The organism is Dehalobacter sp. TBBPA1, assembly GCF_040931655.1.
Lineage (GTDB): Bacteria > Bacillota > Desulfitobacteriia > Desulfitobacteriales > Syntrophobotulaceae > Dehalobacter > Dehalobacter restrictus.
Genome location: NZ_CP162385.1, coordinates 1,935,583 through 1,948,558 on the forward strand (window position 1 = coordinate 1,935,583; position 12,976 = coordinate 1,948,558).

Here is a 12,976-nt window from a genome sequence, read left to right on the forward strand (position 1 = left end):
TTTTTATTCGTAATTAAAATCTAGTATGAATTCCCAGCAAGAGAACTATAATTGTATTCTCTACATAGAAGAACTGCAACTTCCATATAAGTCATGCCAATTACCCTAAAAATCAGGCTACGGGCCACAGTTTCGCTGTGAGCGGAGCAAGGAGTGCGTAGCGCGGCCTTTTGATGGCCATGGATGGCAAGGAGCGACGGGCCACGGAGGACACAACGGCCGAAAGGCGGTATTGTGGCCCGCAGCCTTGCCCAAACAATAGGGTTTCAAATAACATTCATAATTCAAACGCTATAGAGACATATCCGCTATTCTTAAACCAAAAAAGTTTACTTCGTAACAATCCTCAGTATATCCTGATACGTCACCGCAATCATCAGCGCAATGAGCAGCGCAAAGCCTGTCAGCTGAATCCAGCCTTTCTTTTCGATACTTAAAGGCTTACGCCGGATTCCTTCAAAAGTCATCACGGCCAGCTGACCGCCATCGAGCGCCGGCAGCGGCAGAATATTTAATACACCAAAGTTGATGCTGAGCACAGCAGCCAGGGTAAATAGCGATGACATGCCCTGTTTTACGCCTTCCCCGATGACCTGGGCAACACCAATCGGACCCGAAAGTTCAACCGGCGCCTTACCGGTAATCATATGGATCAGATAAAGGACGAGTTGTCTAGTAAACTCTACCGTCTGCAGAAAACCATATTGAATGGATTTCAGGACGGATACTTTCTGCATGGTATAAGAAGGCGCAATCCCGATCAATCCTTTTCCAAGCTCCTGATCATAGGCCGGGGTAATCTCAATCGTGACAATTTGTTTCGTATCCGCTTTTTCTACGGTAAACGACATCTTTTCTCCGGGGTTGGTGTGAATTTGCTGCGTTACAGAATTCCAGTCTGGAGTCTCTGTGCCATTGATCGCAATAATTCTGTCCCCGGCGGCGAGTCCCGCCGTGGCTGCAGGTTTACCCAGTGACACCTCACCGATTAAGTTCTGGTTATCGGCTACGGCTACGCCAAAAAAGGCAAAAGCAACCACAAAAAGCACCGCACCGAGGATGAAGTTCATGAGCGGTCCGGCCACAATGACGGCCATTCTCTTCCAGATTGATTTGCTTTCAAAACTTCGGGCCAACAGTTCCTCCCTGCTGACCTGATCGCTTTCTTCGACTTCTTCAGCACTTAAGAATCTGCAAAACCCTCCCAGAGGCAGTATCCTGACGGAGTAAAGCGTTTCCTTACCCTGGAACCCAAAAAGCTTTGGCCCAATGCCAAAAGCAAATTCCAGCACTTTGATCCCCGATCTCTTGGCTATGATAAAATGCCCAAATTCATGCACAAATACCAAAACGCCAAATATTACGATAAAAGCAATTACCGTTTTCAATATTTCAAACAAACCATTCACCTCAACCCAAATTTATTTGTGATGCAGCATAATCCCTAGCCCATCTGTCCGCAGCCAGTACGGTATCCAGGTCCTTTATCTCCAGAACCTGATGGGCCTGACAAGTGCGTTCCACAAGTTCGTGCATCTCAAGATATTTTATGCGTCCTGCCAGGAAAGCATGTACACAGATTTCGTTGGCAGCATTCATGACAGCAGGAAGTGTCCCTCCCGTCTGACCACAGGAACAAGCGAATTTCAAAAATGGGAAAGCAGCCAAATCGGGCTTCTCAAACGTTAAGCTCTTTCCGGCAAGCGAAAGTTCCGGCAAACGGTTTTCCCAGCGTTCGGGATAGGTCAGCGCATACTGAATCGGAATGCGCATATCCGGTATGCCAAGCTGGGCAAGAACAGTGCCGTCACGGAATTCGACCATCGAGTGAACAATGCTCTGAGGATGAACCAAGACATCAATTTGGTCATAATCTACGCCGAAAAGAAATTTTGCCTCAATAACTTCCAAACCTTTGTTCATCATGGTTGCCGAATCAATGGTGATCTTGGCGCCCATATTCCAGTTCGGATGTTTCAGCGCCATTACCGGTGTTACCTCAGCCAGCCTTTCCCTGCTCCATCCTCTGAAAGGGCCGCCTGAAGCAGTCAGAATGATTTTCTTAACTGCATTTTCGTTGCCGCTGAGACACTGGAACACAGCAGAGTGTTCACTGTCAACAGGAATGATGGAACAGCCGTTCCGTTCTGCTGTCTGCATTACAAGTTCCCCTGCGGCAACGAGCGTTTCTTTGTTGGCCAGCGCAATATTTTTTCCTGCGTTCAGTGCAGCCAGTGTAGGTTCAAGACCAATACTGCCGCTGACTGCGGTCACAACCGTGTCAACCTCTGCTGCAGTCGCTGCCTCAAGCAGTCCCTCCATACCTACCAGCACCTTAACAGGCAGGTCAACAACCTGTTGTTTCAGGTAAAGTGCTTTTTCTTCCTGCATCATTACGGCAATCCTCGGCCTGAACTCGCGGATCTGCTGTTCAAAAAGGTCGGCCCGAGAATTGGCCGACAAAGCATAGACAGCTAATTTTCCTTCCGAATTTCTGACCACATCCAGTGTCTGCGTGCCAATTGAACCGGTGGAACCTAAGACCGAAATTATTTTCACTTTGATATCTCCAATTCAAATTTCAATCTAGCTTAATTCATCATGCTTAAGTTTTACTTAAAAATAGCGATGGTCTACCTAGTACATAATCTATCTAGGTTAGAGAATAGCTTTGCTATTCTCCCTTAAAAAAGCCGGCTTTCCTGACGGCTTCATACATGACGACCAGAGCGGGGCCGATGATCAGTCCTACTGCTCCGAAAAGATTCAATCCAATATACATGGACATCAGGGTGGCTAGCGGATGCAGCCCGATATTTTGAGACAAAATCTTTGGTTCCAGGACCTGCCGGATCACTGTAGCGGCAAGGTAGATGACCAAGAGTTTGACTGCTGAGGCAATGCTGCCGGTAAAAAGCAGTACCAGGATCCACGGGATAAATATAAGGGCCGGTCCGATAACCGGTATCAGATCGAGCAGGCCGGCCAGAATGCCAAGCGTAAAGGCATAGCTATTACCGATGATCAACAGTCCAATTGTGATCACAGCGAATGTGATGCAGACAAGAAAGGTCTGAGCTCTTAAGAATCCTACCAGTGCTGAACCAAGGTCTGCAGCAATTTGTCTGGTTTTGCCAAGATATTTCCCTTTTACCCTGCCAAACAGCCATTCCTTAACGGCCGGAAAACTCATGCTCGTCAGCAGTGTTGCTACAGTTGTAATCACAATCACAAACATCAAGCCCGGCAGCGCACCCAGAAAATTCAGCAAGCCAAGACTGCCGTTTTTAAGAATGACCTGGAGTGCCGCGAGTATTTTTTCCATATTGGACTGAATCGCACTGTTGATCTCAGGATTCAGCTGAATAAACTGCTGAATTAAGCCGATCTTTTCTGTCAGCATTGCCAAGGTCTGTTGATAAATCATCGGAAAAGCGGTATATAGTTCGGCTAACTCGCGGTATATCCGGCTCCCGAACAAAACCAGCAGCAGCACAAATATAATTAAGACCAGGACAACTACAACCAAAGATGCGTAGGTTCTCTTGATTTTGAGCACATTAATCAGTTTTAATATAAGCGGTTCCAGCAGAAAAGAAATGATAAATGCCAAAATAAAGGGCAGCAGAGCCGAGACCACTGTTCCAAGCGTTGAGCCAAAGACAGGGAAAAACTCGACGATCGTATAGGTAAAAAGTTTCAGGCCGAGTAATGCAGCTGCAATCATAACCAACCTGTTCAGATTCACCCTTAGGGAGTTCTTGGTCGTATCGTTCATGCTTATCCCACCAATCCTAGGTTAATAGAAAAAAACACCAATGGCAGCGCAAACAAAAAGCTGTCAAAGCGATCCAGGATACCGCCATGGCCTGGGATCAGCCTGCCGGAATCCTTCACCCCGGCAGTCCGTTTCAGTGCGGATTCAAAAAGATCACCGATCTGGGAGGCAATGCCGGTCAAGAGTGACAGGACAAGGATAGCCGGGAGCGTTGCTTGCTTGGTAATCAACCAGAAAACAAAACCGCAGGCTAAAGCCATCACTAGGCCACCAACAGCCCCTTCGACTGTCTTGTTCGGGCTGACTTTCGGGGCAAGCTTTCTTTTGCCAAACGTATTGCCGACAAAAAAAGCTCCGGTATCTGTGAGCCAGACCAGTAAGAAAACAAGAAAACACCAAGAAACGCCAAATTCTCTTAAGGAGTAGAGATAGGTAAACAGAAAGACCGGATAAATCAGCGCCAGAAAATAATACGTTGAAGACGCTAAAGACTGATTTGGATAGCGCAGCGCATAACTTCCAAATGTCAGCATGAACCATATGATCGCCAGCGGCAGCATCCATTCCGTGCGGCCAAGAAGAAAAATAGCCAGCCACAAGATGCTGTACACGACCGCTGGCCATAACTTGTTTACTAAACCGGCTTTTTGTCCAATCTGCAAAAACTCTTTAAGTCCAAGTAAAGCGAGAATCACAACAGCAATGGACAAATACCATCCTCCGAGCCAAGTTAAAACCAATAAAAGGGGGGCTCCGATCAGAGCACTCAAGATTCTCTTAACCATTTTCTATCCCTCAACCTTCTTTTACGCCGCCAAACCTGCGTTCCCGGTTTTGAAAAATCCGAATCGTTTCAAATAATGATGCTCTGTTAAAATCCGGCCAGCATTCATTCACAATCACGATTTCTGAATAGGCGGCCTGCCAGAGCAGATAATTGCTTAAGCGCATTTCACCTGAAGTCCTGACGAGAAGCTCCGGATCAGGACAATCTTTCGTATACAAATGCTTTTCAAATATTTCCTCGGTAATTTGCTGAACATTCAACGCTCCGCTTTGGACCTCCTGCGCAACTTCCTTGACTGCTTTGAGGATTTCGATCCTGCTTCCGTAATTCAGAGCTACATTCAGCACTAATCCGGTATTGTTCTTTGTTTTTTCACAAGCCCCGTTATAAGCCTTCAGGACATCCTTCGGTATATCTTCTTCCTGCCCGAAAATGCATATCTTAACATTGTTCGCATGCAGCTCAGCAAGCTCTTTGCGGATATACTCCTTCAAGAGCGACATAAGAATCCCGATCTCCGACTGCGGCCTTTTCCAGTTCTCGGTCGAAAAAGCATATACGGTCAGATATTTGATTCCAAGCTCATCACTGCCCCTGACGACCTCCCGCAGTGCTTCTACTCCGGCCCGGTGACCGACAGAACGAGGCAATCCTTTCTGCTGGGCCCATCTTCCGTTTCCGTCCATAATGATTGCCAGATGCCGAGGGATTCTTTTCATATCAATGTTTTTCAGCTGAACATCTCCACTGTCTTTTTTCCAGATTATCACAAGCATTCCTCTTTATATCTGTACTTAGTACCATGTCATGCATTTTAGAGCTGACAAGATACTGGAACGGCTGCGGAAAGACCCCCTGTTCCGTAGGGGGCCAAATAAAAAACTACCTTATAAATCTATCATGGATTAGAATAAATTTCAAATAACCATTGGTACAACTTATTCTGGCCACACGTAAATCTCCACAGGGAACAGCCTTTCCTACAGGGCTGGTTATCTCATAACAGAAATTCGCGCTTTCTTGTGTCAATTCCCCTTCAACGTCGTCCCACTTTTTTCCGAGCCAGCGCAACACGCTACACTTCCATAATTTCTTTTTCTTTTTTCTCGAGGATCTCGTCAATATCCTTCACAGTTTTATCGGTAAGTTTCTGCGCTTTTTCCTGTCCTTTTTTAGAATCGTCCTCAGAGACAGTTTTGTCCTTCTCGAGCTGTTTTATCTCATCAATAAGCTCCCGTCTGATATTCCGGACAGCAACCTTAGCATCTTCCGCTTTCTTCTTAACCGTCTTGACAATCTCTGCACGGCGTTCCGCTGTCAATTGCGGAATATTTAGCCTGATGACCATGCCATCATTCGAAGGCGTAAGTCCAAGATCGGATTTAAGAATCGCCTTCTCAATATCCTTAATCGAAGATTTATCCCAGGGCTGAATGGTGATCATCCGTGGGTCAGGAACTGAGACATTGGCCAGCTGGTTAATCGGGGTAGGAGTCCCGTAATAATCAACAGAAACTTTGTCCAGAACTGCCGGATTCGCCCTTCCTGCCCTGACAGATGCGAGGTCCTTCTTGAGTACCTCCTCTGTTTTATGCATTTTTTCTTCAGCGTCATTCAGAAAATCATTGAGCATTTTTCGTTACCTCCCTACATAGGTACCTATCGGTTCTCCCTTAAGTGCTTTAATAATATTGCCATTTTCTTTCAAGTTAAAAACAATGATTGGAATGTCATTGTCCATACACAACGAAGTTGCTGTCGAGTCCATCACACCCAGCCCTTTGCTGAGCACATCAAGATAGGTCAGTCTTTCAAATTTTTTGGCATCAGGATTCTTCATCGGATCACTGTCAAATACGCCGTCAACCTGTTTGGCCATTAAAATAACGTCTGCTTCAATCTCCGCAGCCCGCAAAGCCGCCGTCGTATCTGTCGAAAAATAGGGATTGCCTGTCCCTGCTGCAAAAATGATAATACGGCCCTTTTCCATATGGCGGATCGCTCTTCTTCTGATATAAGGTTCTGCTACCTGCCTCATCTCAATCGCCGACAATACTCTCGTGACAATATTGTGTTGTTCCAGAACATCCTGCAGCGCTAGGGCATTCATTACAGTAGCGAGCATTCCCATATAATCAGCAGTTGTCCGGTCTATTCCCTGAGAACTCCCGGCGATTCCCCGCCAAATATTTCCTCCGCCAACGACCAGTGCCATTTCCACACCAAGCTTCTGAACTTCAGAAATCTGTCTGGCAACAGACTCCAGCATGCTGTGCGCAATTCCAAAACCCTGCTCCCCGGCAAGTGCTTCTCCGCTTAGTTTCAACACTATGCGGCGGTAACGTGCATCTGTCATAAACGAACCTCCGTACTTAGTTTATTTCTACACCAAAGATAAAAATCCTCTTGTCCGCTGCACTTAGATATAATAGAAAGCAATGAACCTTTCTGATCCCCCTAAAAAAGAGAACACCGAAGTGTTCTCTTATCGATTTATTTCTTTCATGACTTCATCGGCAAAATTATCCTGGCGCTTTTCAATTCCTTCACCCAACTCATAGCGGGTAAATCTGCGAATAGCTATTTTCTCACCGATCTTGGCAATCTTAGCCATGATCAGGTCTTTGACTAAAACATCGGGGTCCTTGATAAAAGGCTGTTCTACAAGACAAACTTCCTTATAGAACTTCTCTATGCGACCGTCAACCATCTTGTCGACGATTTTTTCCGGTTTCCCTTCATTCAATGCCTGAGCCCTAAATATTTCTTTTTCATGGGCAACAACGTCAGCCGGAACATCTTCTTTATTGACATAAAGCGGTTTAGCTGCGGCGATCTGCATCGCAATATCCTTAGTCAGCTGCTTAAATTCATCTCCACGGGACACAAAGTCGGTTTCGCAGTTTAATTCGAGCAAAACACCAATTCTACCGCCCCCATGAATGTAGGCTTCTACAGTCCCTTCGGCAGCAATTCGTCCTTCTTTTTTCGCAGCAGCAGCCAGCCCTTTTTCTCTTAAGAAATCTATCGCTTTGTCCATATCGGCATTACATTCGGTCAATGCCTTTTTGCAGTCCATCATTCCGGCTCCGGTTCTTTCCCTGAGTTCTTTCACCTGAGAAGAAGTAACTTCAGCCATACGGTAACCCTCCTTTATTGAATACTTCACGACACATATAAAAACAGGGTAAGTCATGAAGAACATACCCCAATCTCACCCTGTTTTATTAACTATTCTTCGTCTTCGGTTTGATTGCTCTCTTCAACTTCTTCGGTATTGTCAAGACTTCCCTGTTGTCCTTCGATGATGGCATCAGCCATTTTCGCGGTGAGCAGTTTTACAGCCCGGATCGCGTCATCATTGGCAGGAATCACAACATCGATCTCGTCAGGATCACAGTTGGTATCGACAATTCCTACGATCGGAATATTTAATCTTCTTGCCTCAGCAACGGCAATTCTTTCTTTGCGCGGATCAACGATGAATAAAACATCAGGAAGTTTTTTCATGTTTTTGATGCCGCCAAGGAATCTTTCCAGCTTACCCATTTCATGGCGCAGCGCAGCGACTTCCTTCTTAGGAAGAACTTCAAAAACGCCTTCTGCTTCCATTCTTTCGAGCTGATGCAGTCTCTGAACTCTCTTTTGAATCGTCTGGAAGTTCGTCAGCATTCCGCCGAGCCAGCGCTCGTTAACGAAATACATGCCGCAACGTTCAGCTTCTTCTTTCACAGATTCCTGAGCCTGCTTTTTTGTACCTACAAACAGCACAGTTCCGCCGTTTACTGCGGCATCCCGGATAAAATTGAAGGCCTCGTCAACTTTTTTAACGGTTTTCTGAAGGTCAATGATATAGATACCATTTCTCTCCGTAAAAATGTAACGAGCCATTTTAGGATTCCAGCGGCGGGTCTGGTGCCCGAAGTGTACACCGGCTTCTAAGAGTTGCTTCATAGAAATTACAGCCATTGTGTTACACCTCCTCTCTTCATTTGTTTTTTTCCTCCGCAGGTTCATTCCTGGTACCCTTTGCTTACGCAAAGAACCTGTACGCTAAGTCCCACTGCGTGTGTACTCCAAAAAATCACACTGCGAATAGAATATCATACCCTACTCCCGAATGCAACTTTAATTAATCCCGTAATGGGCGGCCAGATTGGACCGGATATTATGAGAGATGATAAACTCCTCTAAATCTGTAAGCAGTTCATTATAGGGGAAATAAAGATCAGTAAGGTAATATACTTTATTATTCCCGGCTTTAAGCATCACAATTTCTTCATTATTTTTGGTCCAAAAGAATGAGGCTTTGCGGATATCTTTCGGTTCAAATGCCTTTTTCCGGAATAAGGACCGGAAGATGATCGCACGATCATCAATAACAATCCGTTTCGTTTTCGCCGTCAACCAGATCAACAGGATCAAGAGAATCGTAACAGCATAAATTCCGGAAAGGACCAGCAAATAAAGCGTCGGCAAAGCATAGAAAAAGAGTATCCCTCCAATCAGCAGCGGATACAGGATGATATATAGCACTCCCGGAATTACCAAAGGTTTCATGCGGTAACCATATTCTTGCGCATCCATAATCATTTACCCTTCTCTTTAACGATGCCGTTTAATGTACTTATCCAGCTCGTCCAGCAGATAGTCATTCAGAACCTTGATATACGTGCCTTTCATTCCGAGAGACTTTGATTCAATCACGCCTGCTGATTCAAACTTGCGCAGCGCGTTGACAATTACCGAACGGGTAATGCCAACCCTGTCGGCAATTTTGCTGGCTACCAGCAGCCCCTCGCCGCCGCCCAGTTCAGCAAAAATATGCTCAACGGCCTCGAGTTCCGAGTAAGACAGTGTTCCCACCGCAATTTGGACTGCGGCTTTCTTGCGGGCTTCTTCCTCCGCTTGTTCAGCCTTGACGCGCAGGATCTCCATACCAATCACCGTAGCGCCATATTCAGCAAGGATCAGATCCTCCGACCGAAACTGCTTGCCAAATTTGGCCAGAACGAGCGTCCCGACCCTGTCTCCGCCTCCGAGAATCGGCACAATTGTTGTCATCTTATTGCCGAAAACACACTCATGATGTTTGCTGAATACACAAGCATTCGCAACTTGCGTTGTGTTTGCTTTTGTTTCGGTTGTTTTTAGCAGACCTTCATTGTAGCTTTCCGGAAATCTTTCCGTATGAAGAACGATTTGTTCCATTTCCCCGCAGTGAAAATCGTCCATGAAGCTGTAGCCGAGGATTTTTCCCCTGCGTCCGACAATATAACAGTTGGCAGCAATCTCCTGACTTAGTACTTTGGCCATCTCGTCAAAATCCACAGGTTTTCCGGCAGCACGCTGAATGAGTCCGCTAATTTTTCTGGTCTTTTCTAGTAAAATTTCCACAGATTACCCCCCTATTCTTGGTACTCAGAACTCAAAAACTTGAACTATATGGTAATAATTTTGAAACAAATACGAATTTAAAGAATGTAATTTGACAGGTCCTGATTCTTCGCAACATCGCCGACCCGTTTCTGGATATACTCCCGGTTAATGGTGATGGAATAATCCTCCGGCAGTTCTGAAGCTTCAAACGAAAGCTCTTCCAAAACTTTTTCGACGATGGTATGCAGTCTCCGTGCCCCGATATTTTCCGTGTAAGCGTTGACATTGTAAGCGATCTGGGCTATTTCTTCAATCGCATTCTCGGAAAAAATGACGTCTATGCCCTCTGTAGAGAGCAGCGCGCCATACTGTTTAATCAGTGAAGCCTGCGGTTCAATCAGAATCCGTTTAAAATCTGCAACACTCAACGATTCCAGCTCGACACGGATCGGCAATCTTCCCTGGAGTTCCGGTATCAGATCGGAAGGTTTCGCTACGTGGAAAGCGCCTGCAGCAATAAACAGAATATGATCCGTACGGACAGGACCGTACTTGGTCATTACGGTGGATCCTTCAATCAGCGGCAGAATATCTCGCTGAACCCCTCCGCGGGAAACATCAGGACCGCCTGAAGATTCCTTGCCGGCAATCTTATCAATTTCGTCGATAAAAACAATGCCTTCCTGCTCTGTCCGACGAATGGCTTCCTGCACCGCCTCATCTTGGTCAATCAGATTCTGGGCCTCTTCCTGAGCCAGAATTCTGCGGGCTTCTTTGACTGTTACTTTGCGTTTTTTGCGTTTCTTCGGAAACATTCCGGCCATCATGTCCTGAATGTTGACGCCGAGCTCCATGCCTGAAGCACCAAGCATATCCGTATATTGAGAACTTTCTTCAACTTCGATCTCAAGGGTATGCTCCTCGAGCTCTCCTTTTTGAAGCTTTTCTCTGAGGAATTCCCTGTCTTTTTCTACTTCCGGAGAAGCAGGGCTTTCTTTTTCCGGTTCATTATCCTGGTTGAATAAATACTGAAATGGATTAATATTGGATGATTCTTTCTTTTTGCCCGGGACAAGTATTGTTAGAAGACGTTTCTCCGCGTTCACCTCAGCCTGAGCTTCAACTTCTTGCATTTTTTCGCTTTTGACCATGCGTAAAGCGATCTCGGTCAAATCCCGGATGATTGATTCAACGTCCCTGCCGACATAGCCGACTTCGGTAAACTTCGTGGCTTCCACTTTGGTAAACGGAGCCTTGACGAGCTTAGCCAGGCGCCGGGCAATCTCTGTCTTGCCTACCCCCGTAGGCCCGATCATTAAAATATTCTTCGGAAGAACATCCTCCTGCAGGGCTGCAGGTAGAAGCGAGCGGCGGTATCTGTTGCGCAGAGCAATGGCTACGGCTCTTTTGGCCTGTTTTTGCCCAACGATATATTTATCCAGTTCGGCGACGATTTCCTTTGGTGTAAGCTGTTCCATCAGTCCACGTCCTCCAGTTCTTCCACGACAATATTTTCATTGGTATAAACACAAATAGAGGCAGCCACTTTCATGGCTTCCCTGACAAGCTCTCCCGCGTTAAGATCCGTATGTGTATTCAGGGCGCGCGCCGCGGCCAGCGCGTAATTCCCGCCTGATCCAATCGCGGCAATACCGTCGTCAGGCTCAATGACTTCCCCTGAGCCGGAAATCAGCAAAATCGTATTTTTATCGGCCACGATCAGCAATGCCTCAAGGTTTCTGAGCATCCTGTCCGTCCGCCATTCTTTGGCCAACTCTACAGACGCTCTCTGCAAATTGCCGTGATATTCCTCGAGCTTTCCTTCAAATTTTTCGAAAAGCGTAAAAGCATCGGCCACAGAACCAGCAAATCCCGCCAGGACTTTTCCTTGATACAAACGGCGAATCTTACGGGCCGTATGCTTCATCACTGTCGCTTGTCCCATGGTAACCTGGCCGTCACCTGCAATAGCCACTTTTGATCCCTTTTTGATTGCGATAATCGTCGTTGCATGAAACATGAATATGTTCCCCCTCAATTTGCAGTGTACTTATTATTTTCTGAAGAGTCAAGGGTAATTTTCAAAAATGCAGTAGCTTTTATGAATATTCTAAATATTACTTCATTTTGCTCTCGGATGAGCTTTCAGGTAGACGCTCCGAAGTTTTTCCCTGGACAGGTGCGTGTAAATCTGGGTTGAAGACAATTTTTTATGCCCCAGCAGCTCCTGAACACTTCTTAAATCCGCGCCGCCCTCCAGCAGGTGCGTTGCAAATGTATGACGGAGCATATGCGGATGAACATGCTGGTTAAGCTTAGCGGTTTTCTCCAGTTTGTCCAGGATCCGGCGCACTGAGCGCGAACTTAGCCGCATATCTTTGTAGTTTAAAATCAGCGCTTCCTGTCGATCATCCCGCTGCAGCAGGTATCTTTTGACCGCCTCTTCCGCCGGTTCCGTCAAAGGAACAATCCGCTCCTTTTTCCCTTTCCCGAACACCCTGATCAGGCTGCCATCAAGATCCACATCTGATTTATTCAAGCTGACAAGCTCGCTTACTCTAAGTCCTGAACCATAAAGCAGTTCGACAATCACCTGGTCGCGCAGTCCGTTCTTTTCATCCTGATTTGAAGCTTCCAAAAGCTTTTCCATATGCTCCTGGAAAAGAAAACGCGGGAGATTTTTGCCGACTTTGGGCGTTGCAATTTTCTGTACAGGGTTCTGGCTGACAATTTCTTCACGGCAGAGAAATTTAAAAAAAGAACGCATTGCAGCGATTTTTCGGGCAATGCTTTTTCTTTTCAGTTCCCTTTCCGTCATCTGACCAATGTAACTGCGGACAATATATTTATCAATCTGGTTAACTTCAAGACTTTCGGTTTCAATTCCGAGTTCATGGGCAGAGAATTCCATGAACTGAATGATATCACTCTGATAAGCGGAAATCGTCAGTTCGGAGGAATTTCTGGTTTTAAGGTAAGCGGAGAACAAATCAAGGGCCTTATCTGCCAGCACCTGTTTCACCACCCATATT

General features: G+C 46.1%; 14 protein-coding genes. All 14 read right to left on the bottom strand.

Annotation, left to right across the window (positions count from 1 at the left end; genetic code table 11):
* Window positions 1–329: 329 nt before the first annotated feature.
* Window positions 330–1,409: an RIP metalloprotease RseP gene (rseP, locus tag AB3489_RS09590; protein ID WP_368292694.1), complete on the bottom strand. Its 1,080-nt coding sequence runs from the start codon at window positions 1,407–1,409 to the stop codon at window positions 330–332.
* A 1-nt stretch (window position 1,410) separates the two neighbouring features.
* Window positions 1,411–2,559, bottom strand: coding sequence for a 1-deoxy-D-xylulose-5-phosphate reductoisomerase (locus tag AB3489_RS09595; protein ID WP_368292695.1), 1,149 nt, complete (start codon window positions 2,557–2,559; stop codon window positions 1,411–1,413).
* Window positions 2,560–2,674: 115 nt separating this feature from the next.
* Window positions 2,675–3,778 carry a sporulation integral membrane protein YtvI gene (gene ytvI / locus AB3489_RS09600; RefSeq protein ID WP_368292697.1) on the bottom strand — a complete coding sequence of 368 codons (1,104 nt, stop codon included), beginning with the start codon at window positions 3,776–3,778 and terminating at the stop codon, window positions 2,675–2,677.
* 2 nt (window positions 3,779–3,780) lie between these two features.
* The gene (locus AB3489_RS09605) at window positions 3,781–4,563 is read right to left on the bottom strand and encodes a phosphatidate cytidylyltransferase (RefSeq protein ID WP_025205402.1); all 783 of its coding nucleotides are present in this window, start codon (window positions 4,561–4,563) and stop codon (window positions 3,781–3,783) included.
* 10 nt (window positions 4,564–4,573) lie between these two features.
* Window positions 4,574–5,335: an isoprenyl transferase gene (locus AB3489_RS09610; protein ID WP_368292698.1), complete on the bottom strand. Its 762-nt coding sequence runs from the start codon at window positions 5,333–5,335 to the stop codon at window positions 4,574–4,576.
* Between the two features lie 305 nt (window positions 5,336–5,640).
* Window positions 5,641–6,198, bottom strand: a complete 558-nt coding sequence (frr, locus tag AB3489_RS09615; protein WP_368292699.1) for a ribosome recycling factor — start codon at window positions 6,196–6,198, stop codon at window positions 5,641–5,643.
* Between the two features lie 6 nt (window positions 6,199–6,204).
* Entirely contained in the window at window positions 6,205–6,921 is a 717-nt protein-coding gene (gene pyrH, locus AB3489_RS09620) for a UMP kinase (protein ID WP_025205397.1), read from the bottom strand.
* Between the two features lie 129 nt (window positions 6,922–7,050).
* Window positions 7,051–7,704 (bottom strand): translation elongation factor Ts, encoded by a 654-nt coding sequence (gene tsf, locus AB3489_RS09625; protein ID WP_025205395.1) that lies wholly within the window; start codon window positions 7,702–7,704, stop codon window positions 7,051–7,053.
* Between the two features lie 92 nt (window positions 7,705–7,796).
* Window positions 7,797–8,534 carry a 30S ribosomal protein S2 gene (rpsB, locus tag AB3489_RS09630; RefSeq protein WP_015044137.1) on the bottom strand — a complete coding sequence of 246 codons (738 nt, stop codon included), beginning with the start codon at window positions 8,532–8,534 and terminating at the stop codon, window positions 7,797–7,799.
* Between the two features lie 159 nt (window positions 8,535–8,693).
* Window positions 8,694–9,158: a hypothetical protein gene (locus AB3489_RS09635; RefSeq protein ID WP_368292700.1), complete on the bottom strand. Its 465-nt coding sequence runs from the start codon at window positions 9,156–9,158 to the stop codon at window positions 8,694–8,696.
* A gap of 12 nt (window positions 9,159–9,170) precedes the next feature.
* Window positions 9,171–9,962 carry a GTP-sensing pleiotropic transcriptional regulator CodY gene (gene codY, locus AB3489_RS09640; RefSeq protein WP_368292701.1) on the bottom strand — a complete coding sequence of 264 codons (792 nt, stop codon included), beginning with the start codon at window positions 9,960–9,962 and terminating at the stop codon, window positions 9,171–9,173.
* 77 nt (window positions 9,963–10,039) lie between these two features.
* Complete coding sequence (gene hslU, locus AB3489_RS09645) at window positions 10,040–11,422, bottom strand: ATP-dependent protease ATPase subunit HslU (protein ID WP_368292702.1); 1,383 nt, start codon at window positions 11,420–11,422, stop codon at window positions 10,040–10,042.
* Window positions 11,422–11,964, bottom strand: a complete 543-nt coding sequence (hslV, locus tag AB3489_RS09650; protein WP_368292703.1) for an ATP-dependent protease subunit HslV — start codon at window positions 11,962–11,964, stop codon at window positions 11,422–11,424. The genes hslU and hslV overlap by 1 nt, the downstream gene beginning before the upstream one ends.
* Before the next feature lie 102 nt (window positions 11,965–12,066).
* A complete protein-coding gene (xerA, locus tag AB3489_RS09655) occupies window positions 12,067–12,957 on the bottom strand; it encodes a site-specific tyrosine recombinase/integron integrase (RefSeq protein WP_368292704.1) in 891 nt (296 codons plus the stop codon).
* Between the last annotated feature and the right edge of the window lie 19 nt (window positions 12,958–12,976).